18 protein-coding genes and 1 tRNA gene are annotated in these 20,559 nt (G+C 65.0%); 12 read left to right on the forward strand and 7 right to left on the reverse strand.

Features of this window, described 5'->3' with window-relative positions:
- The first annotated feature begins 29 nt into the window (after window positions 1–29).
- The 5 genes from ACFO0J_RS17830 to ACFO0J_RS17850 all read left to right on the forward strand — a co-directional run bounded on the left by ACFO0J_RS17830 (window position 30) and on the right by ACFO0J_RS17850 (window position 6,388).
- The gene (locus ACFO0J_RS17830) at window positions 30–2,597 is read left to right on the forward strand and encodes an EAL domain-containing protein (RefSeq protein ID WP_376814441.1); all 2,568 of its coding nucleotides are present in this window, start codon (window positions 30–32) and stop codon (window positions 2,595–2,597) included.
- Window positions 2,598–2,799: 202 nt separating this feature from the next.
- Window positions 2,800–3,825 carry a TRAP transporter substrate-binding protein gene (locus tag ACFO0J_RS17835; RefSeq protein WP_376814442.1) on the forward strand — a complete coding sequence of 342 codons (1,026 nt, stop codon included), beginning with the start codon at window positions 2,800–2,802 and terminating at the stop codon, window positions 3,823–3,825.
- Between the two features lie 25 nt (window positions 3,826–3,850).
- A complete protein-coding gene (locus ACFO0J_RS17840; protein WP_376814443.1) occupies window positions 3,851–4,417 on the forward strand; it encodes a TRAP transporter small permease subunit in 567 nt (188 codons plus the stop codon).
- On the forward strand, window positions 4,417–5,721 hold the full coding sequence (locus ACFO0J_RS17845) for a TRAP transporter large permease (protein WP_376814444.1): 1,305 nt from the start codon (window positions 4,417–4,419) through the stop codon (window positions 5,719–5,721). Before ACFO0J_RS17840 ends, ACFO0J_RS17845 begins: the two co-directional genes overlap by 1 nt.
- A 28-nt stretch (window positions 5,722–5,749) precedes the next feature.
- A complete protein-coding gene (locus ACFO0J_RS17850) occupies window positions 5,750–6,388 on the forward strand; it encodes an aspartate/glutamate racemase family protein (protein ID WP_376814445.1) in 639 nt (212 codons plus the stop codon).
- A 23-nt stretch (window positions 6,389–6,411) separates the two neighbouring features.
- On the opposite strand, the gene ACFO0J_RS17855 is transcribed toward ACFO0J_RS17850, so the two are convergent.
- Window positions 6,412–7,257, reverse strand: coding sequence for a MurR/RpiR family transcriptional regulator (locus ACFO0J_RS17855; RefSeq protein WP_376814446.1), 846 nt, complete (start codon window positions 7,255–7,257; stop codon window positions 6,412–6,414).
- 528 nt (window positions 7,258–7,785) lie between these two features.
- Here ACFO0J_RS17855 and speE point away from each other — a divergent pair.
- Window positions 7,786–9,051, forward strand: a complete 1,266-nt coding sequence (gene speE, locus ACFO0J_RS17860) for a polyamine aminopropyltransferase (RefSeq protein ID WP_376814447.1) — start codon at window positions 7,786–7,788, stop codon at window positions 9,049–9,051.
- Here the strand turns inward: speE and ACFO0J_RS17865 are convergent.
- The 3 genes from ACFO0J_RS17865 to trxB are packed head-to-tail and all read right to left on the reverse strand — an operon-like array spanning window position 9,037 to window position 11,170.
- Window positions 9,037–9,372, reverse strand: a complete 336-nt coding sequence (locus ACFO0J_RS17865; RefSeq protein WP_376814448.1) for a DMT family transporter — start codon at window positions 9,370–9,372, stop codon at window positions 9,037–9,039. The two genes, speE and ACFO0J_RS17865, sit on opposite strands and share 15 nt — an antisense overlap.
- A 51-nt stretch (window positions 9,373–9,423) precedes the next feature.
- Window positions 9,424–10,209 carry a Smr/MutS family protein gene (locus ACFO0J_RS17870; RefSeq protein WP_376814449.1) on the reverse strand — a complete coding sequence of 262 codons (786 nt, stop codon included), beginning with the start codon at window positions 10,207–10,209 and terminating at the stop codon, window positions 9,424–9,426.
- 1 nt (window position 10,210) lies between these two features.
- Window positions 10,211–11,170 carry a thioredoxin-disulfide reductase gene (gene trxB / locus ACFO0J_RS17875; RefSeq protein WP_376814450.1) on the reverse strand — a complete coding sequence of 320 codons (960 nt, stop codon included), beginning with the start codon at window positions 11,168–11,170 and terminating at the stop codon, window positions 10,211–10,213.
- Window positions 11,171–11,215: 45 nt separating this feature from the next.
- On the opposite strand from trxB, the gene ACFO0J_RS17880 reads away from it, so the two are divergent.
- The 3 genes from ACFO0J_RS17880 to ACFO0J_RS17890 are packed head-to-tail and all read left to right on the forward strand — an operon-like array spanning window position 11,216 to window position 15,613.
- Complete coding sequence (locus ACFO0J_RS17880; protein WP_376814451.1) at window positions 11,216–13,570, forward strand: DNA translocase FtsK; 2,355 nt, start codon at window positions 11,216–11,218, stop codon at window positions 13,568–13,570.
- 5 nt (window positions 13,571–13,575) lie between these two features.
- Window positions 13,576–14,229 (forward strand): outer membrane lipoprotein chaperone LolA, encoded by a 654-nt coding sequence (gene lolA / locus ACFO0J_RS17885; RefSeq protein ID WP_376814452.1) that lies wholly within the window; start codon window positions 13,576–13,578, stop codon window positions 14,227–14,229.
- A 13-nt stretch (window positions 14,230–14,242) separates the two neighbouring features.
- On the forward strand, window positions 14,243–15,613 hold the full coding sequence (locus ACFO0J_RS17890; RefSeq protein WP_376814453.1) for a replication-associated recombination protein A: 1,371 nt from the start codon (window positions 14,243–14,245) through the stop codon (window positions 15,611–15,613).
- Between the two features lie 34 nt (window positions 15,614–15,647).
- Here ACFO0J_RS17890 and wrbA read toward each other — a convergent pair whose 3' ends face one another.
- Window positions 15,648–16,247 carry an NAD(P)H:quinone oxidoreductase gene (gene wrbA / locus ACFO0J_RS17895; RefSeq protein WP_376814454.1) on the reverse strand — a complete coding sequence of 200 codons (600 nt, stop codon included), beginning with the start codon at window positions 16,245–16,247 and terminating at the stop codon, window positions 15,648–15,650.
- 118 nt (window positions 16,248–16,365) lie between these two features.
- Here wrbA and serS point away from each other — a divergent pair, with 118 nt between their 5' ends.
- Window positions 16,366–17,703, forward strand: coding sequence for a serine--tRNA ligase (gene serS, locus ACFO0J_RS17900; protein WP_376814455.1), 1,338 nt, complete (start codon window positions 16,366–16,368; stop codon window positions 17,701–17,703).
- Here the strand turns inward: serS and ACFO0J_RS17905 are convergent, their stop codons facing one another.
- Window positions 17,704–18,066, reverse strand: coding sequence for a hypothetical protein (locus ACFO0J_RS17905; protein WP_376814456.1), 363 nt, complete (start codon window positions 18,064–18,066; stop codon window positions 17,704–17,706).
- Between the two features lie 181 nt (window positions 18,067–18,247).
- On the opposite strand from ACFO0J_RS17905, the gene ACFO0J_RS17910 reads away from it, so the two are divergent.
- Window positions 18,248–18,338: transfer RNA gene (locus tag ACFO0J_RS17910), tRNA-Ser, on the forward strand.
- A gap of 1,268 nt (window positions 18,339–19,606) precedes the next feature.
- A complete protein-coding gene (locus tag ACFO0J_RS17915) occupies window positions 19,607–19,936 on the forward strand; it encodes a hypothetical protein (RefSeq protein ID WP_376814457.1) in 330 nt (109 codons plus the stop codon).
- 125 nt (window positions 19,937–20,061) lie between these two features.
- Here ACFO0J_RS17915 and ACFO0J_RS17920 read toward each other — a convergent pair whose 3' ends face one another.
- Window positions 20,062–20,469, reverse strand: coding sequence for a hypothetical protein (locus tag ACFO0J_RS17920; protein WP_376814458.1), 408 nt, complete (start codon window positions 20,467–20,469; stop codon window positions 20,062–20,064).
- Between the last annotated feature and the right edge of the window lie 90 nt (window positions 20,470–20,559).

Genomic DNA, 20,559 nt, shown 5'->3' on the forward strand with positions numbered 1-20,559 from the left:
GCGTATCGCGAAGCGCCACTGGGGATCACATGAGTCATGAGCGACCGGATCCGCTGGATCCGACGGAAATGACCGAGGCGGGAGCCATCCAGCGCCTGCAGGCGTCGGTGCAGCGTCTCGAGCATTCCGAGCGTCTGCAGCGGGCGCTGTTCGCGATTGCCGACATGGCGGCGTCCGGGCTGGACATGCAGAGCCTGATGGAAGGACTGCACCGCAGCATCGCCCAACTGATGTATGCGGAAAACTTCTTCATCGCCCAGCACGACCCGGAACGCGGGACGATCCGCTTCCTCTATTTCTCGGATGTGATGGATGGGCAGATCTATCGGCCCGATCAGGAATACACCGTTGATCAGGTGCGCGACACCATCACCCTGCGGTTGATCCAGGCGGCCCGGCCGATGCGGGGACCATCCGACGAGATCGCCCGCGCCCTGGGGCTGGAGCGAGGCCATGGGGTCGGCACGCCCTCGGTGGATTTCATGGCGGTGCCGATGTGCCGGGACGATCAGGTGCTCGGCATCCTGGCCGTGCAAAGCTACGAAGAAGGGCAGAGCTACACGCAGTCCGACGAGCACGTGCTGGCCTTCGTGGCCGGCCACGTGCTGAACGCCGTGGAGCGCAAGCAGGGGCAGGAAGCCCTGGAGCGCCGGGTGGCGGAACGGACCCGCGAGCTGGCCTGCGCCAACACCAAACTGCAGGAACAGGTGCGCGAGAGCGAACGGGCCGCCCACCTGCAGACCACGCTGTACCGGATCGCCGCGCTCAGCCACGGCGAGGACGGCAACGAGGCGTTCTACCGCGGCATCCACCAGGCGGTGGGCGAACTGCTCGACGCCGAGAGTTTCTGTATCGCGTTGATGTCGGCCGACGGGCAGTGGCTGGATTTCCCCTACTACGTCGACAGTTCGGGGGCGGAGCTCCTGCGCCGGCCCATGGGCCGAGGCATGAGCGAGTACGCGATCCGCTGCGCGCAGACCCTGCTGGTGGATGAAGGCGAAGTCGATGCACTGATCGCTCAGGGCGAGGTGGATGCGGTCACCTACGGAACCCCGGCCGTCTCCTGGTTGGGGGCGCCCTTGATGGGCGCGCGAGGCGTGATGGGCGTGGTGGTGGTGCAGAGTTATCGGTCCGACCTGCATTACACCCAGCAGGATGCCGAGCTGCTGACCTTCGTGTCCTATCAGATCGCCAATACTTTGCAGCGGCGCCAGCAGGCCGAGGCCTTGCAGACCCTGAATGCCGAGCTGGAGGAGCGCGTCCAGGAACGCACGCAGGAACTGCGCCGGCAGATCGTGGTCCGTGAGCGGGCGCAAAAGCAGCTCAAGCATCAGGTCATGCATGATTCGCTCACCGGCCTGCCCAATCGGCTGTACCTGCGCGAGCGCCTGGAGCGCGCGCTCGCCGCCCAGAAGCTCGACCCGGAGCGCAGTTTCGCCCTGCTGTATCTGGACGTGGATCGCTTCAAGCTGTTCAACGACGGCCTGGGGCATGGGGTGGGTGACGAGGTGCTGCGCATCGTCTCGGCGCGGATGGCCGATTGCGTGCGGGCGCCCGATATCGTCGGCCGGCTGTCGGGCGACGAATTCGCCGTTCTGCTTGAAAACTGTCCGCAGCCTTTTTCCGCCTGCCTGGTGGCCGAACGCATCCAGGCCCGGATGGCCGAAGCCATCGAAGTGGGCGGCCGCCAGTTGCACGTCTCGGTCAGCATCGGCATTGCCATGAGCCGTCAGGTTTATCAGACGGTCGACCAGTTGCTGCATGACGCCGATACCGCCCTGTATCGCGCCAAGGCGGCGGGCCGCCGGCGCTTCGTGATGTTCGATGAGACGCTGCACGCATCGGCCATGAACGTGCTCGATCTGGAGCAGCAGATGCGCGATGCGCTGGAACAGGCGCAGTTCGCGGCGTATTTCCAGCCCATCGTGCGGTTGGCGGACGGCAGTGTCACCGGATACGAGGCCCTGATCCGCTGGCAGCACCCGACACTCGGCCTGTTGGAGCCGGGCCAGTTCCTGCCGGCGGCCGAGAAGACCGGCCTGATCGAGGCGATCGACTGGCATATGTACGGCCTGGCCTGCCGGGCCGCGTCCGGGCTGCTGGGACGGGACAAAATCCTGAACATCAATATCTCGCCGTGCCATTTCCACAGCCGGAATTTTCCCAAGCGCCTGCTGGATCTGGCAGCGCGGGCCGGCGTCGCGGCCGACCAGTTGTGTGTCGAAGTGATCGAAAGCTCTCTGCTGGCGGACCCGGACGCGGCGACCGAAATCCTGGGCAGCCTGCACGAGGCCGGCGTGCGCATCGCGCTGGACGATTTCGGCACCGGCTATTCCTCGCTCAGCCACGTGCACCGCTTTCCGCTGCGCACGCTGAAAATCGACCGGTCCTTCATCGCGCCGCTGGGGCTGGATTCTCCGAAGCGCAGCACCGCCATCGTGGCGGCCGTGCTCGGCCTGGCCCAGTCCCTGAATCTGGGCGTGGTCGCCGAAGGCGTGGAAACCGCCGCCCAGCAGGACGCGCTGCTGTCCATGGGCTGCGTCCACGCGCAGGGTTTCCTGTTCGGCCGGCCTGCGCCGGCGACGGCGCTCTCCTGATCTGAAAGCCATACACCGACCCGCCCCCCGCGTCTGGCGCGAGGGGCTGGTTTTCACGGCTTGCGCAATAAAAGAAATCATGGTTTCATATTGGAAAATATAAGAAACTGTAGTTTCTTTCAGAAGAACAAGGGGTTGTGCATGTTTGTGCCAGCCAATGGAGCCAGCCCAGGTGAGCCACCTGGCAAAAAGGAGATAAGCCATGTTGAACCGCATATTGCTTGCTGCTGCGGCAACTTTTGTCGTGACTTCCGCGCAGGCGGACACGGTCGCCCTGAAGGTCCTGGGGCAGCCCGCCGGATCCGGACAGATTGCCCAGCAAAAGGAACAGCCGTTTTTCGAGTCGCTGAAAAGTCATCTGGACTTTGATGTGTCGGTGCAGTACCTGCCGGTGGACGTGGCGGGCATTCCGGATTCGGATGGTCTGCGTGTCCTGAAATCCGGTTTGTTCGACATCGTGTCGATCCGCGGGTCTCAGGTCAGCCGGGACGAACCGGCCATTCTGGGGCTGGATCTGGTGGGCTTGAATACCAGCTTCGAGGACGGCAAAAAACACATCCAGGCGTTTTTCGGCACGGTCGATGCGCGCCTGCAGTCGAAGTTCAACGCCAAGCTGCTGGGCATCTGGCCCGCCGGTCCGCAGATCATTTTCTGCAAGCCGGAAATCTCCAGCCTGGCCGATCTGAAAGGCATGAAGGTCCGTGTGGGCGATCAGAGCGTCGCCAATTTCATGGCCGGCCTGGGGGCCACCGGAATTCCCTTGCCTTTTGGCGACGTCCAGCAGTCTCTGGCGCGCGGCGTGGTCGATTGCGGGATTACCGGGCCCGCATCCGCCAACTCCGGCGGCTGGCCGGAGGCCACGACCACGGTACTGCCCTTGTCGCTGCAACTGGCGGCCAACGGCTATGCGATCAACCTGAAAAAATGGAATTCCTTGAGTCAGGATCAGCAAAAATCGCTGCAGGCCGCCGTGACCAAGCTGACGGATGATATCTGGGCATATTCCGAAGAGCTGTATGCCGATGCCATGCGCTGCAACAGTGGACTTCAGCCTTGCGCCTTGAAGGCCTCGTACCACCTCAAGCAGGTGCCGGTGTCCGAGGCGGACAAGGAAACCGTGAAGGCTGCGGTTGAAAAGATCTCTCTGCCCCTCTGGGCGAAGCAATGCAATGCGACGTTCCCGGAGTGCGAAGCCAAGTGGCGCCAGGCCATGGGCCTGCAGCCCTGAGACCGGCCCATTGGGGGGATACACGATGAAAAAGATCTCATTGGGCTCGGGCGTCCTGTTCGGCGTCGTCATGGTGGCGCTGTGCTTTGCGATCTTCGCCGAAACCATTCTGCGGAAATTCTTTTCGGTTTCCCTGGGAGGCGTCGACGAACTGGGCGGCTATGCGCTGGCGGTTGCGGCGTTGCTGGCGTTCCTGGTGACCGCCATCGAACAGGCGCATATCCGGATCAATATCCTGCACTCGAAAATGGGCATCAAGGCGCGCGGCGTGCTGAATTGCATTTCCATGGCGTCCCTGGCCGCCTTCGCCTTGTTCCTGCTGTATTTCGCGGTGGAAACCGTGCTCGATACGATCACCTATCAGTCGATCGCCCAGACGCCCTGGGCAACCCCCCTGATTTATCCCCAGGCTGCCTGGCTGGCGGCCACCATCGTCTTTGCCGTGGGCGCGCTGGTGCTGGCAGGCCGTGCCTGCGCCTTGCTGCTGCGCGCCGACTGGCAGGCGCTGGACCGGAAGTTCGGTCCCAGCACGCCGGAGGGCGGGCTGCAGGAAGAACTGGATGACCTGAAATCGCGCGAAGGAGAATTCTGATGAGCATCATCATTGTCGGAATCGGCTTTGCGATCATGTTGGTGCTGATGTTCATCAGCATCCCGGTGGCCGTCTCCATCGTGACGGTCGGAGTGTTGGGCGGCTATGCCTTCTACGGGGCGCCGCTGGTCAATATGATGGGGGGCGTGGTCTGGACCACCCTGAATTCGCCCGCCATCCTGGCCATTCCGCTGTTCATGCTGCTGGGCGAGTTCCTGCTGCGCGGCGGGATCGCCGACAAGATGTACGACGCTTTTGCGATCTGGCTGGACAGGCTGCCCGGTGGCCTGCTGCACACCAATATTGCGACCTGCGCCCTGTTTTCGGCGACTTCGGGGTCTTCGGTGGCGACGGCCGCCACCGTGGGCACGATCGCTTTGCCTGCCCTGCAGCAGCGCAATTATCCGCCCTCCGCGTCGCTGGGTTCTTTGGCCGCCGGCGGCACGCTGGGCATTCTGATCCCGCCCAGCATCAATCTGCTGGTCTACGGCTCGCTGGCCAATGCCTCGGTCGGGAAACTGTTTGCGGCGGGCCTGATCCCCGGGATTTTGCTGGCCCTGCTGTTTTCCGTGTACATCATGGTTTTTCAGGGCCGGGCCGGGCATGTGACGGACGAACGCGTGCGGATTCCGCTGGCGACGAAACTCGGCAGCCTGCGCCACCTGATCGCGCCGCTGCTGATTTTCGGCGTCGTCATGGGCTCGATTTACGGCGGTTTTGCCACGCCGACGGAATCGGCGGCCCTGGGGGTGGTCATCACGCTGTTCATCATTGCGCTGATGGGGCGCATGAGTTGGGGCCTGATGCTCAATTGCGTCATGCAGGCGGCCCGGACGACGGGCATGACGGTCATCGTCCTGACGGCGGCTTTGCTGCTCAACGTCACGATTTCCATGCTGGGCGCCACGCAGATCGTGACGCAGTGGGTGGCGGGTTTTGAATTCAGTTCGGTGACCCTGCTGCTGGTGCTGATCGTGTTCTACGTGATCCTGGGCATGTTCATGGATGCCATGTCGATGCTGGTGCTGACGGTGCCCATTGCCGTGCCCATGGTGGTGGCTGCGGGGATCGATCCCATCTGGTTCGGCATCTTCATCATCCTGATGTGCGAGATCGCCCTGATCACGCCGCCGGTCGGGATGAACCTGTTCGTGGTGCAGGGCTTGCGCCGCGACGGCGGCAGCTTCAACGACGTGATCCGGGGGGCGCTGCCCTATGTCTTCATCATGCTGGCCTTCGTCGTGCTGCTGATCTTCCTGCCCCAGATCGTGATGTGGTTGCCTGACAGCCTGGCCCATGCCTGATTCTCCCAGCCTTGCGGAACGTACTCGTATGAAGTTGTTGGTCATCAATCCCAATACGAACCCGGCGGTGACGGAGCAGGTGCGGGCGACCGCCCTGGCCTACGCCGGGGCGGGCACCCGGATCGAAGCGGTCAATCCCGCCCGGGGGCCGTTCTCCATTGAAACGGATGAGCACAAGGCGCAAGCCACCGTGCATGTGACGGACCTGGTGCGCAACGGCGGGCAGGTGGGGTATGACGGCTATGTGGTGGCCTGTTTCGATGACATCGGCGTGGCCGAGGCACGCCGTATCGTCGATCGTCCGGTCATCAGCCTGGCCGAGGCCGCCATCCGGGCGGCAGCGCGGAAATACCGCCGCTTCGCGGTGGTGACGACCGTCCCGGCCGCCGTGCCCACCATCGAGCAGTTGGCGCAGTCCTATGGACTGGCGGGCAGTTGCGGTGTGCTGGCGGTCGATGTCGGCGTGGCCGAAGCCGCGAGCCGGAGCGCCCGGGCCGAACAGCGGTTGGTCGAGGCCGTGCGTCTTGCCTATGACCGGGACGGCGCGCAGGCGATCGTGCTGGGTTCGGGGGCCTATTCCGGCCGCGCGGCGGATCTGTCGGCCGCGATGGGAATTCCCTTTCTGGAAAGCCTCGAAGAAGCGATCCGGTATTGCGAGAACGCCTGACCGGCGTTTGGGTCAGCGCCTGATCAGAGCTCGTCCAGGATGTCGTTGGCGGTCTCGATCTGGCGCAGCCGGTCGCGGCCCTGGGTATCCGACAGCTCGATGGTGCGCATCGCCAGCAGATGGCACAGGGCCATGACGGAGACGTGATTGAACAGGGGGCCGCCCGCCGCCGTATGGCAGCGGAAGTGCCGGTGGACGCCTTTGACCGTCTCGGCCCCTTCATCGGTGATGTAGATCAGGGTGGCCTGGGTCTTTCTCAGGAAATCCAGGAGCGGGCGGTTGTGTGACACCCGCCTGCGCAGGCCGAACAGCAGCACGCAGTCGTGCGGCTCGATGCGGGCCAGGTATTCTCCCAGGGTTTCTCCGGACCCGGGAAGAGACACGACGTGCTCGATCACCTGCATCAGTTGCCAGCGCAGATAGTCCGCCAGGGGGCGGCTCGCCCGGAATCCGATGATCCAGGTCTTGCGGGCTGCCAGCATGCTGTGCGCGACCGCATCGATGTCGTCCAGGGTCAGCGTGCTGAACGTCTGGTCGATATTGTCTTTGCCTTGCTGCAGATGGTCGCCGAGCGCGTTGGCCGCCTGGGGGCTTTTGGCGCTGGGCATGAACAGCCGCGAGCCGGTTTGCTGTTCTTCGCGCGCATGCCGGCGGGCTTCTTCGTAATTGCTGTAATCCAGGCGGCGTACGAAGCGCGAGACGGTGGCCTTGGAGACTTGCGCCAGTTGCGCCAGTTCCTGGGCATCGTAGCTGGCCAGCTCGCCGGGGAAGTCGCACAGGAATTCTCCCAGGCGGCGCTCCGCCGGATGCAAGGTGGGCAGGGCGGCGCGCACGCGCGCCAGAAAGGATCTGCGGGCCGTGTGTTTCATCGGAGGCGGATTCCGGGCATGGTGCGGTGGCGTGAGCGCAGCGGGTGATGACGCTGACAGGATATCAGGGCTTTCGGTCTTTCGAGGGGCGGGGATGGTCCGATGGGCGTCCGGCGCGTGCCGGGTACGGGACTTCCCTAGGTGTTATTTATAGATACAGACGGCATAATGCTGCCCATGCAGGTGAGGAGACAGCCCTGCTGGGCACTGGCGCCACGGAGATGGTGCTTTCATTTGTAGCAGTACCCATAAAAAACAGAAATCTGGCGGGGCCGACGACACAATCGTCGGCCCCGTTCCATTTCAGGCGCACCAACAGCTCAGGCGCTTGGAACGCATCACCTGGAACGCATTGAGTACGGCGGTGATTCGGCAATAATGTGTGCCCATCTTGAACTAAGATCGTTCATCGCCTATCATCAATAGATTTTCCGCTAGGCTGGCGGCAGGGCGCGCCATCCGGCGGCGTTTCCGCCAGGCCGTTTCCTCGCGCACGACGCGCACTCCTGTTTTCCGGAGGATGCCATCATGCAAGGCCTGCACCTCACCGCAGATCTCTATCGCTGCCAATCCGACGCCACGCTGCTGACCGACGAGGCCGTCCTCGCCGGGCTGTGCCGCCAGGCCACGCTCGACGCGGGCCTGACCATCGTCGGTGAAAAATGGCATACCTTTCCCGATTACCAGGGCCAGCCCGGCGGCGTCACCGGCATGCTGCTGTTGGCCGAATCCCATCTGGCGGTGCATACCTGGCCGGAACGCGGCGGCGTGACGCTGGACGTCTACGTCTGCAATTTCGAGGCTGATAATTCCGTCCGGGCGGAACAGTTGATCACCCGGATCGAAACCGCCTTCCAGCCCGCCCAATGCCAGCGTCAGCGCCTGATGCGGGGGGAGCGCGACGGTCCGGCGTCGGATCGCGAACTGTTGCTGGAACCTCTGGACGAGGGCGCTGAATACGGTTTCCGCTTCGACCGCCGGATTCTGGATCGCGACACCGGCCTGCAGCGGCTGGAACTGCTCGAATCACGTGAACTGGGGCTGACGCTGCGGCTGGACGGCCACCTGATGACGTCCGAGGCAGACGAGGCGTTCTACCACGAGGCCCTGATCCATCCGGCCGCGCTGGCGCACCCGGCCCCGCGCCGGGCGCTGATCGTCGGCGGCGGCGACGGCGGCGCGCTGGAAGAGCTGCTGAAGCACCGCGGCATCGAATCGGCCACGCTGGTGGAGCTGGACGGCGGTGTGGTGGACGCCGCGCGCGCGCACCTGAAGTCCATCCACCGGGGCAGCCTGGACGATCCCCGGGCAACCTTGCGCATCCAGGATGGGGCGGCGTTCGTGCGCGACTGCGGTGCGGCGGGCCGGACCTTCGATCTCGTCTATCTGGACCTGACCGATCCGGAGACCCCGGCCGGGCCGCTGTACACCCGGGCGTTCTTCGAGGCGTGCCGGGACATTCTGGCGCCGGGCGGCGCGCTGGTCCTGCATCTGGGGGCGCCGTTCCACGAGCCGGGACAGGTGTCCGGCCTGGCAGCCGCCCTGGGCGAGGTCTTTGCCCAGGTCCACGGCTACGGCCTGCACATTCCGCTGTACGGCTCGTATTGGGCTTTGGCGGTGGCTTCGGACTCGCTCGATCCGGTCGCATTGACGCCCGGGGACGTCGAAGCGCGCCTGCGCAGCCGGGGCATCGGCGATCTGCAGGTCTACAGCCCCGAATTCCACGGGGCCTTGTTCGCCTTGCCGGCGCGTTACCGGCGCCTGATGCCGGCGCCGGTCTCAGTGCCCGCCTGAACCCGAAAACACGTTCAGCACCAGCACCCCCGCCAGGATCAGGCCGATGCCGATCAGCGCGGGGGTGTCCAGCGACTGGTGGAAAACGAAATAGCCGATCAGGGCGATGGCGACGATGCCCGCGCCCGACCAGACGGCGTAGGCGACGCCGACGGGAATGGTTTTCAGCGCCAGGGCCAGCAGATAGAACGCCAGCCCGTAGCCGACGGCGGTGATGGCCGAGGGCAGGGGGCGCGTGAAGCCGTCCGAGACTTTCAGCGCGGACGTGGCGATGACTTCGGCCGCGATGGCGATGCTCAGGTAGATCCAGCTAGGATTCATCAGGGACTCCGGAGTCGTGCAGAGGCGCCGGACGGCGGGTGTCGTCGGCCATTAGTTCGCGGGCGGCCCGGGCAGCCGCAGCAAGGCGTGCAAGGCGCCGTCGCCGCCCTCGCGCTCGCCGCACTGGACCCAGGCCTGGACGGCTTCCAGGCGGCACAGGTGCTGGCGGATCGCGGCTTTCAGGACGGGCTCGCCCTGGCGCGAGCCGATGCCCTTGCCGTGGATGACGCGCACGCAGCGGATGTCGTGCTCCAGGCACGAGGCCAGGAACCGGTCCAGGCGCTCGCGGGCCTGCTCCAGCGTGCTGCCGTGCAGATCCAGGGACGCCTGGGGAATCCATTTGCCGCGCCGCAGGCCGCGCAGCAGGTCGGGGCCGCAGCCGGCTTGCAGGAAGGCGTCGGCCTCGGGGTCGAAGGCCGGAGTCTTGCGCCGCTGCTTGTGAGCAGGCGCCGCTTTGGATTCAGCCGTGGCGCCCTGGGCATGCTGGCGCCGGGCTTGCAGCAGGGATTCGGGGTCGCGCCGCGCGCCGCCCGCCCGGGCGCGGGGGCCGTGGTCCGGCAGCGGCAGCACAAAGCGCATGGCCTGACGGAACAGGGCGCGGTCGGCCGGGTCCAGGGGTGGGGCTGCTTGTTGTACGAGTGCGGCGGTGCGAGGCTCGTCGTCCCGACCCTGACGTGCCTCCGGGGCCCCCGCCTTGTCGTCCTGCGGCCGCGCGGACGCGCCCCGGCCGCCGCGCTTTTTGCCGGCGGGGCGGCGCGGGGCGGGGGGCGGTTCGGGCGGGACGGCTTCGGCGCGCAGGCGGCGCAGGTCGGCCAGGGACGACTTGGAGGCCTTCAACTTACAGGCCTTCGCTCTCCAGCCAGCGCTGGGCGTCCAGGGCCGCCATGCAGCCGGTGCCGGCGCTGGTGATGGCCTGGCGGTAGACGTGGTCCTGCACGTCGCCGGCCGCGAAGACGCCGGGCACCGAGGTCATGGTGGCCAGGCCCTGCAGGCCGCTGCGGGTGGTGATATAGCCGTTTTCCATGGTGATCTGGCCTTCGAAGATCCCCGTGTTGGGCTTGTGGCCGATGGCGATGAAGGCGCCGGTGACGGCCAGGTCCTCGGTGTCGCCGCTGCGCGAATCGCGCAGGCGCACCCCGGTGACGCCGGAATCGTCGCCCAGGACTTCGTCCAGTTCGCGGAACAGCGCCAGGCGCATATTGCCGTGTTCGACCTTGTCCATCATCTTGTCGACCAGGATGGGCTCGGCGCGGAACTTGTCGCGGCGGTGCACCAGGGTGACGGTGCGGCAGATGTTGGACAGGTACAGGGCCTCTTCGACGGCGGTGTTGCCGCCGCCGACCACGACCACATCCTGGTTCTTGTAGAAGAAGCCGTCGCAGGTGGCGCAGGCCGACACGCCGCGTCCCATGAAGGACTGCTCGGACGGCAGGCCCAGGTACTGGGCCGAGGCGCCCGTGGCGATGATCAGGGAATCGCAGGTATAGGTCGCGCCCGTGTCGCCGGTCAGTGTGAAGGGGCGTTTCGACAGGTCCACGCCGGCGATGTGGTCGAACACCATTTCGGTGTTGAAGCGCTGGGCGTGTTCCATGAAGCGCTGCATCAGGTCGGGACCCTGAACGCCGGCGACGTCGGCCGGCCAGTTGTCGACCTCGGTCGTGGTCATCAGTTGGCCGCCCTGTTCCAGGCCGGTGATCAGGACCGGCGACAGGTTGGCGCGCGCGGCGTAGACGGCGGCGGTGTAGCCCGCCGGGCCGGACCCGAGAATGATGAGTTTGGCGTGTTTTGCGCTGGACATCGCTGAAAATCCGTTCGACAGTGACCCCGCAATTATAATGATGCGATGGCAAGAATTCCGGCGACCCCCTCACGCTCCTCCCGTAACGTACGCAATGGCCCCTCGCCCCTGCAGACACGCCTCTCGGGTTTGTTCCGCGAAGCCCGCTGGGTGCTGTTGGCGGCCCTGGCCTGCTGGCTGATCCTGGTGCTGGCCACCTGGACCCGCACCGACCCGGGCTGGTCCCATTCGGTTCATGGCGGCGTGACCCACAATTGGGGCGGCACGTTTGGCGCGTATGTCGCCGATCTGCTGCTGTACCTGTTCGGCGCGTCCGCCTGGCTGTGGGTGCTGCTGTTGCTGCGCCGGGTGGCGGCGGGGTTTTACCGCCTGTCCCGGGCGGTGCTCCCCAGCAAGGTCCCGGAACTGCTGCCGCGTGTGCGCTGGGAAGTCGGTATCGGCTTTACCCTGATGTTTCTGGGCTGCATGGGCGTCGAAGCCCTGCGCCTGCAGGTCTGGGGGGGCGGACTGCCCGCCGGGGCGGGCGGCCAACTGGGCCAGTTGCTGGCGGGCGCCCTGGCCCGCTTGATGGGCGGGGCGGGCAGCACCTTGTTGCTGCTGGCCTTTATCGTCATGGGTTCCAGCCTGTTCTTCGGCTTTTCCTGGCTGAACGTATCCGAACGTGTCGGCTACGCCCTTGAACTCGGCTGGCGCCGCTTGCGGGACCTGAAAAACGCCTGGCAGGATCGCCGCGTGGGCGTCACGGCCCAGGCCGAGCGCCAGGAAATCGTCGAGACCCGCCAGACCCAACTGGTGCACGAGCAGCCGGTGCGCATCGAGCCCACCGTCACCACCGTGCCGAAATCCCCGCGTGTCCAGCAGGAGAAACAGCAGGCGCTGTTTACCGCGCGCGACGACCCGGCGATGGCCGGCAGCCTGCCGGCCCTGTCGCTGCTGGACCCGGTGGAGCAATCCCAGGAAACCGTCTCGCCGGAGACCATCGAATACACCTCCCGCCTGATCGAAAAGAAACTGTCCGATTTCGGCGTCAGCGTCACCGTCGTGGCCGCCCAGGCCGGGCCGGTCATCACGCGCTACGAGATCGAGCCGGCCACCGGCGTCAAGGGCAGCCAGATCGTCAATCTGGCCAAGGACCTGGCCCGCGCGCTCAGTCTGGTCCGCATCCGGGTGGTGGAAACCATCCCGGGCAAGAACCTGATGGGGCTGGAACTGCCCAACCCCCGGCGCCAGACGGTGCGCCTGTCGGAAATCCTGGGGTCCCAGGTCTATCACACCAGCGCGTCCATGCTGACGATGGCGCTGGGCAAGGATATCGCCGGCAATCCGGTGGTGGCCGACCTGGCCAAAATGCCCCACTTGCTGGTGGCCGGCACCACCGGGTCGGGCAAGTCGGTCGGGATCAATGCCATGATCCTGTCGCTGCTCTACAAGGCCGACGCCACCCAGGTGCGCCTGATCCTGATCGACCCGAAGATGCTGGAAATGTCCGTGTACGAGGGCATTCCCCATCTGCTGGCCCCCGTGGTCACCGACATGCGCCATGCGGCCAATGCCCTGAACTGGTGCGTGGCCGAAATGGAAAAGCGCTACAAGCTGATGAGCAAGCTCGGGGTGCGCAATCTGGCGGGCTACAACACCAAGATCCGCGACGCGCAAAAGCGCGAGGAGCCCATCCCCAATCCCTTCTCGCTGACGCCCGATGCGCCCGAGCCCCTGGGCACGCTGCCCATGATCGTGGTGGTGATCGACGAACTGGCCGACCTGATGATGGTGGTGGGCAAGAAGGTCGAGGAACTGATCGCCCGGCTGGCCCAGAAGGCCCGCGCCGCCGGCATCCACCTGATCCTGGCCACCCAGCGCCCCAGCGTGGACGTCATCACCGGTCTCATCAAGGCCAACATTCCCACGCGCATCGCCTTCCAGGTCTCGTCCAAGGTCGATTCCCGCACCATCCTGGACCAGATGGGCGCCGAGACCTTGCTGGGGATGGGCGATATGCTCTACCAGCCGCCGGGCACCAGCGTGCCCGCGCGGGTGCATGGCGCGTTTGTGCACGATGACGAGGTCCATCGCGTGGTCGAGGCCCTGAAGGCCGAAGGCGAACCCGATTACGTCGAAGGCCTGCTGGAGGGCGCCAGCGAGGGCGAGACCGGCGATGGTCTCGGCTCCGTCACGGGCTTTGCCGACGCGGAAAGCGATCCGCTGTACGATCAGGCCGTCGAGGTCGTGATGCGCAGCCGCCGCGCCTCGATCTCCTTCGTGCAGCGCAATCTGCGCATCGGCTACAACCGCTCGGCGCGGATTCTGGAACAAATGGAACACGCGGGGCTGGTCAGCCCCCAGCAGCCCAACGGCAACCGCGACATCCTGGTGCCGGCAAAATCCGGCGAGGACGAGTGATCGACATGAACGCGACTTTCCCTACCCGCCGCCGCACCCTGGCCGCGGCCGTCCTGCTATGCGGCCTGGCGGGCCTGCCCGGCCTGTCCCAAGCCGCCGATTCGGCTCAATCGCAGTTGCAGGCGTTTGTCGACCAGGTCAAGTCCGCCACCGGCCAGTTCAGTCAGGAACGCACCGACGCCCAGGGGGCGGCTCAAAAGCCGCAACGCGGCGCGTTCGCCTTTCAGCGGCCCGGCAAATTCCGTTGGGAAGTCCGCGCGCCCTATGAACAACTGATCGTGTCCGACGGACAGCGCGTGTATCAGTACGATCCCGACCTGGATCAGGTCACCGAGCGCCGCGCCAACCAGGCCGTCGGCGCTTCGCCGGCCGCGCTGCTGTTCGGCTCGGGCTCGCTGGACCAGGCGTTCAATCTCCAGCCCCAGCCCGACCGTGACGGGCTGCAATGGCTGCGCGCCGTGCCCAAGACGCCGGACGCCGGCTTTGTGCATGCGGACATCGGCTTCGCCGGCGGCCTGCCCCGGCGGCTGGAATTGCTGGACGCCTTCGGTCAGGTCTCGCGCATCGTCTTCTCCGATCTGAAGGCCAATCCCGAGATCCCCGCCGGGCAGTTCCAGTTCACGGTGCCCAAGGGCGCCGATCTCGTGAAGATGGATTAGGTTGGCGGCAGCAATGACGAATCAGGGCGATCTGCTGGGCGACGATCCCGATGTTGCGGGCGCAGGCGCGCCCGCGCCGGTGCGCTCCGGCGTCAAACCGGCGCACGCCCCCCTGGCCGAGTCGCTGCGCCCGCGCAATCTGGACGAGGTCATCGGGCAGTCGCATCTGCTGGGCGAGGGCAAGCCGCTGCGGCTGGCCTTCCAGTCGGGCAAACTGCATTCCATGATCTTCTGGGGGCCGCCCGGGGTGGGCAAGACCACCCTGGCGCGGCTGACCGCCACGGCCTTCGAGTGCGCCTTCATCGCCTTGTCGGCCGTGTTTTCCGGCGTCAAGGACATCCGCGCCGCCATGGCGCAGGCCGAACAGAACCAGGCCCAGGGCCGGCCTACCATCCTGTTCGTGGATGAAATCCACCGTTTCAACAAGTCCCAACAGGACGCGCTGCTGCCTTTCGTCGAAAGCGGTCTGGTGACCTTCATCGGCGCGACGACGGAAAACCCCTCGTTCGAAGTCAATTCCGCCCTGCTGTCGCGCGCCCAGGTCTACGTGCTGAAATCGCTGGGCGAAGACGAATTGCGCCAGTTGGCGCGGCGGGCGCAGTCCCAGGCCATGGACGGCCTGGCGTTCGACGACCTGGCCCTCGATACGCTGGTGGGCTATGCCGACGGCGATGCCCGGCGCCTGCTGAACCTGCTGGAACAGTGCCAGACCGCGGCGGGCGCCAGCGGCGTCACGCGGATCGACGCCGCGTTCATCGAAAACGCCCTGACCCTGAACAGCCGCCGCTTCGACAAAGGCGGGGACAACTTCTACGACCAGATTTCGGCGCTGCACAAATCGGTGCGCGGCTCGCACCCCGACGCCGCCCTGTACTGGCTGACGCGCATGCTGGACGGCGGCGCCGATCCCCGGTATCTGTCGCGCCGCATCGTGCGCATGGCCTGGGAAGACATCGGCCTGGCCGACCCTCGCGCCTTGCAGATCGCCAACGACGCAGCCTTGACCTACGAACGGCTCGGCAGCCCGGAAGGCGAACTGGCCCTGGGCCAGGCCGTCATCTACCTGGCGGTCGCCGCCAAGAGCAACGCCGGCTACATGGCCTACAACCAGGCGCGTGCCTTCGTGAAGCAGGACAAGAGCCGCGAGGTGCCCGTGCATCTGCGCAACGCGCCGACGAAGCTGATGAAGGAACTGGGCTACGGCCACGCGTACCGCTACGCCCACGACGAACCCAACGCCTATGCGGCGGGGGAAACCTACTTCCCCGACGGCATCGCCGAGCCGGGCTGGTACCAGCCCGTGCCCCGGGGCTTGGAGCTGAAGATCGGCGAAAAACTGGCGCAGTTGAGGCGCTGGGACGAGGAAGCGGACGAGGGGTCGTAGAGAAAAGGGGCCTGGGCCCCTTGGGGCTGCGGCCTTATCCGAACAGTTTGTTCGCCACTTCCGCCGCGTGCTTGCCCTGGAAGCGTGCGCCGTCCAGTTCATTGGCCGACGGCTTGCGCGAACCGTCGCCCCCGGCGATGGTCGAAGCGCCGTAGGGCGCGCCGCCGGTGACCTCGTCCAGGCGCATCTGGCCCTGGAAGCTGTAGGGCAGGCCCACGACGACGAAGCCGAAGTGCAGCATGTTCGCAATGATGGAGAACAGCGTCATTTCCTGGCCGCCGTGCTGCGTGGCGGTGCTGGTAAAGGCGGCGCCGACCTTGCCGTTCAACTGGCCGCTGGCCCACAGGCCGCCCGCCTGGTCCAGGAAATTCGCCATTTGCGAGCAGATGCGCCCGAAGCGGGTGCCGCAGCCGATCAGGATGGCGTCGTAGTCGGCCAGGTCCTTGACCTGGGCCACGGGCGCGGCCTGGTCGAGCTTGTAGCCGGACTTGCGGGCGATTTCCTCGGGGACCAGTTCCGGCACGCGCTTGATGTCGACGGTGGCGCCCGTCGAGCGGGCGCCTTCGGCGACGGCCTGAGCCATGGTTTCGATGTGACCGTAGGTCGAATGGTAGAGGACCAGCACTTTCGACATAAAAGACTCCTTTTTGAAGCGACATCCGACGCCCCGAGGAACGTCCTGACGCAGCCGCGACAGGGCAGGGGCGGGATTGAATACAATAGCTCCTTTCACGAACCTTCGTCACCTCGCCATGCTTGACACCAATCTGCTGCGCAAGGACCTGGATCGCGTCGTACGGGCCCTGGCCCGGCGCGGCCTGGCCTTTGATACCGATCGCTATCACGCCCTGGAAGCCCGCCGCAAGGCCGTGCAGGTCCAGACCGAGGCATTGCAGGCGCGGCGCAATGCGCTGGCCAAGCAGATCGGCCAGTTGAAGTCTCGTGGCGAGGACGCCTCGGCCGTGCTGGCCGAATCCCAGGCCATTCCCGATCAGCTCAAGACGCTGGAGCAGGACCTGGGCGCGGTGCAGCAGGAACTGTCCGCCTGGCTGATGACTCTCCCCAATCTGCCGGATGACAGCGTGCCGGACGGCGAGGACGAAACCGGCAACGTCGAAGTCCGCCGCTGGCTGCCGGGCGCCGCCGATGCCGCCGGCAATCCCGTCGGCCTGGGCTTCGAGCCGCGCGACCACGTCGCCCTGGCCGAACCGTTCGGCCTGGATTTCGAGGCGGCCCGCTCGCTGGTGGGCGCCCGTTTCATGATGCTGCGCGGTCCCATCGCCCGCCTGCACCGTGCGCTGGCGCAGTTCATGCTGGACCTGCAGACCGGCGAGCACGGCTACCAGGAATGCTATACCCCGTACATCGTCAATGGCTCCACCCTGTACGGCACCGGCCAGTTGCCCAAATTCAAGGACGATATGTTCTGGGTGACCAAGGGCGGGCAGGGCAGCACGCCGGACGAAGACGGTCCGGCCGAGGACCTGTACCTGATCTCCACCGCCGAAATCCCGCTGACCGGCACGGTGCGCGACCGTATCCTGGATGCGCAGGACCTGCCCGTGCGGCTGACCGCGCACACGCCGTGCTTCCGCTCGGAGGCCGGCAGCGGCGGGCGCGACCTGCGCGGCCTGATCCGCCAGCACCAGTTCGACAAGGTCGAGATGGTGCAGATCGTGCATCCCGAGCAGTCCTGGCAGGCATTGGACGAGATGGTCGGCCATGCCGAACACGTGCTGCAGGCCCTGGGGCTGCCGTATCGCGTGATGCTGCTGTGCTCGGGCGACATGGGCTTTGGCTCGGCCAAGACCTACGACCTGGAGGTCTGGCTGCCGGCGCAGGACACCTGGCGGGAAATCTCGTCGGTGTCGAACTGCCTGGATTTCCAGGCACGGCGCCTGCAGGCGCGTTTCCGCCCCGAAGGCCCCAAGGCCAGGCCGGAATACCTGCACACCCTGAACGGGTCCGGGCTGGCCGTGGGCCGTGCCCTGGTGGCCGTGCTGGAAAACTACCAGCAGGCCGACGGCAGCATCGTGATTCCGCCCGTGTTGCGTCCCTATATGGGCGGGCTGGAAGCCATCCGGGGCTGATCAGGTCTTGCGCGCCTTCGGGCCGCGATAATGCGGCATGCCGGCCGGACCGGCAGATGCCGTATCCGTGTCGGCTGCGTCGGCCTTTTGGTCGGCGCCGATGCGCGTGATCAGCACCAGACAGCCGACCCAGAACAGCAAGGTCAGGACCGTCGCCAGCAGACTATGGAAGCTGGCATAGCCGGTCGCGGCCGAGGCCTGGATATTGAACGTGTCGGCGACGAGCGGGATATTGCCCAGGCCTTCGACCATCAGGCGTCCGGGCAGGGAAAAGGCCCATTTCAGGGCTGCGATGATCTCCCATCCGGCAATCGAACCGTTGCCGTCGACGTCGAGCACGAAATGCAGGGCTTGGATGTTCATGGCGGACCTCCGACTGCGTTTATGCCTGAGTTCACTATAGGCCAGAAGGCGGGGGCGGGCAATGAGGCGGGATGTCCCGTGCGGCGCGGTTTGTCCCGACGCAAGCCTCCTGGGGGGCGCGCAGCGGCGTGTTTGGATTTCATGCTATGATGCGTGGCTCGACTCGCAATGCGTCGTACCCGGAGAGGTGGCAGAGTGGTCGAATGTACCTGACTCGAAATCAGGCGTACGGTAACCCCGTACCGTGGGTTCGAATCCCACCCTCTCCGCCAGATATCCCCTATAAATCGTTGATTTCAGGGGATTTTCTTTGTCTTCATGATATCTTGACCCACATCCAGCCCCACGGGCGTGCAAAGTTCGCGGCTGTTGTGATCTGGCGACATAGTGGCCCCTGGGGTCTGCTCAAAGTTGCGCAGACCCTCTGGTAGATGTGTCCAAACTTGGACGGATCCTGACCGACTCCGCAAAATGGTGCAGACGGTCCCAATCCCCGTAATTTCAGGTATCCCCAGTTTTGGGGGCATCTGGTAGCCGTTGCCAGATACGCTCAAAACTGAGCGCATCGCCCCCTAGATAGGATAGATGCCTCCACAAAACTGCAGGGGTATCCGCGAAACTGCGGCCCCCCCCGAACGACCGATACAGGAAATCCGGTATCCCCCCCGCGCGCGAGGCGCCAAGCCAAATCACGAAAGTTTCGCAGTATTTGCCGTTGAGGGCAGACGCCCGAAGTGGGTGTCCGGCCTGTGCCCATGATGTGAGCAGTTTTGCTCATATCTATTTTGACTTCCCAGCCGCACACACGCGGAACCGTCGGTCGCCGTGGTTCACCGTGAAGGGCTCGCCCCCTTTCGGATTTCAAATCCAGAAGGGTGCAATTTGAAATGCGACCCTTTGCCATAGTCGGATCTCGCGTCTGACTTTCGTGTGCGGGCATCCGTTCATCGGCTTGGCCAGATTTGAAATCCGGCCAAGACTGCGGGGGCGCCGTGGATCCGTGCAAGGTATCCGCACCGTGGGGAGCTTGGTATCATGGTCGGGCTCGTCAGGTTACTGCTTCGTATGGTGGGCCGCGCCTTCTGGTGTGGCTTTGGGCTGTAGGGCGCGATGTGGGGGTGGGGCTGGCAGCGCCATGGCAAGTTGGCTAAACAGTGAATTTGACGCCAAATCTTTCATCTGCTTAACGTCTACCAGGGTTGATTTATCCGCCGCCGTATATACAATAGAACCAATGATCAAGCTAACCATATCCGCTGCGACGCGCGCCAAGCTCCAGGACCGGCATTGTGTCCAGGAGCGAGAGATCGAAGAGTGCTTCTTGGAGCATGACGGCGTGTACCTGAGAGACACCAGAGAAGACAACGCAACGGATCCTCCAACCCTATGGTTTATCGGAAGCACCTACCGGGGCAGAAAGCTGAAGGTGGTGTTCGTCTCAAACCACGGAAACATCTATGTAAAGACAGCTTACGAGCCAAACGACACTGAATTACGTATATACGGAAACTTTAGCAGTAAAAACGAGGGAGCCTAACCTATGAGTACAGCAAAAAAAATCCCGGGCACGGAAACTGCCTGGGATGACCGCACGCTCGGAGCAAGTGAAGAGCATGCCGCGCTGGCTCCGCAGGACCTGCAACAGCAGGTCGAAGAAACGCTGGCGATGCAGATGATCTCGATTCGCTTGCCAAAACACATCATCACGCTCTTCAAGGCGTTGGCGCAAATTGAGGGCATCGGATACCAGCCCCTTATGCGCGAAGCCCTCACGCGATTCGCGGAGGGCGAGGCCCGTCATGTCGTCATGCAAATGGCGCGTGAGGACAAGCAACAGCGAAAAGAGCGGACGTCGAAGAAAGCGGCATAAGCTTCTTCGGCCAGTGCCACGCCCAGCCCTCTCCGGAGGGCTTTTTCATGCCTGGATGATGCGGTGGGGTGGGGAACGCCACCCCTGAGACAACAAACCCGCCACGCGGGCGGGTCGGTGATGCGTCAGGCTGGGTGATAGGGCCCATCCACCGGTGGTGGTTGGATGACAGTCCCACTTGGATTGCTGGCCGTCTGGTCCAATAGACCGACGACCTCACCCCATCGATCGCGCACGTACTGAAGGCCGGCAGGGGTCGCCGCAACACACACTCCGACCGCGTGCGGATTCGCGCCGAGGCGGCTCACCGTGAACGGGGCGATCCCTTTCGAGACTTTGCGATCTATATACCCTGCGTTGACGCCAAGGGGTATCAGGCGTTCGACCTCGCGGATTGCGGTGGCGCGCGCCGCCCCGGAGCAGGCTGCCCATTCCAGCAGGCCGTCCAGATCAACCTCGATGTCGGCAATGCCAATCTCAGGGTGGCTCCGCACACGGACGCTGCTGCTGATGGATGTGGTGGTCTGGCTCATGCGTGAACTCCCGTTGCGTGGGGCTGAATCGACCCGGATTTTCTAGACAGTCCCGGTTTTCAAAAAATGGCGTCTCTCAAATTCTACCGG

This window comes from Castellaniella hirudinis (assembly GCF_042651965.1).
Lineage (GTDB): Bacteria > Pseudomonadota > Gammaproteobacteria > Burkholderiales > Burkholderiaceae_B > Castellaniella > Castellaniella hirudinis.

Coding starts and splice junctions, on each gene's coding strand:
- ACFO0J_RS17830 (WP_376814441.1), top strand. CDS start 30: ATGAGTCATGAGCGACCGGATCCGCTGGATCCGACGGAAATGACCGAG.
- ACFO0J_RS17835 (WP_376814442.1), top strand. CDS start 2,800: ATGTTGAACCGCATATTGCTTGCTGCTGCGGCAACTTTTGTCGTGACT.
- ACFO0J_RS17840 (WP_376814443.1), top strand. CDS start 3,851: ATGAAAAAGATCTCATTGGGCTCGGGCGTCCTGTTCGGCGTCGTCATG.
- ACFO0J_RS17845 (WP_376814444.1), top strand. CDS start 4,417: ATGAGCATCATCATTGTCGGAATCGGCTTTGCGATCATGTTGGTGCTG.
- ACFO0J_RS17850 (WP_376814445.1), top strand. CDS start 5,750: ATGAAGTTGTTGGTCATCAATCCCAATACGAACCCGGCGGTGACGGAG.
- ACFO0J_RS17855 (WP_376814446.1), bottom strand. CDS start 7,257: ATGAAACACACGGCCCGCAGATCCTTTCTGGCGCGCGTGCGCGCCGCC.
- speE (WP_376814447.1), top strand. CDS start 7,786: ATGCAAGGCCTGCACCTCACCGCAGATCTCTATCGCTGCCAATCCGAC.
- ACFO0J_RS17865 (WP_376814448.1), bottom strand. CDS start 9,372: ATGAATCCTAGCTGGATCTACCTGAGCATCGCCATCGCGGCCGAAGTC.
- trxB (WP_376814450.1), bottom strand. CDS start 11,170: ATGTCCAGCGCAAAACACGCCAAACTCATCATTCTCGGGTCCGGCCCG.
- ACFO0J_RS17880 (WP_376814451.1), top strand. CDS start 11,216: ATGGCAAGAATTCCGGCGACCCCCTCACGCTCCTCCCGTAACGTACGC.
- lolA (WP_376814452.1), top strand. CDS start 13,576: ATGAACGCGACTTTCCCTACCCGCCGCCGCACCCTGGCCGCGGCCGTC.
- ACFO0J_RS17890 (WP_376814453.1), top strand. CDS start 14,243: ATGACGAATCAGGGCGATCTGCTGGGCGACGATCCCGATGTTGCGGGC.
- wrbA (WP_376814454.1), bottom strand. CDS start 16,247: ATGTCGAAAGTGCTGGTCCTCTACCATTCGACCTACGGTCACATCGAA.
- serS (WP_376814455.1), top strand. CDS start 16,366: ATGCTTGACACCAATCTGCTGCGCAAGGACCTGGATCGCGTCGTACGG.
- ACFO0J_RS17905 (WP_376814456.1), bottom strand. CDS start 18,066: ATGAACATCCAAGCCCTGCATTTCGTGCTCGACGTCGACGGCAACGGT.
- ACFO0J_RS17915 (WP_376814457.1), top strand. CDS start 19,607: ATGAGTACAGCAAAAAAAATCCCGGGCACGGAAACTGCCTGGGATGAC.
- ACFO0J_RS17920 (WP_376814458.1), bottom strand. CDS start 20,469: ATGAGCCAGACCACCACATCCATCAGCAGCAGCGTCCGTGTGCGGAGC.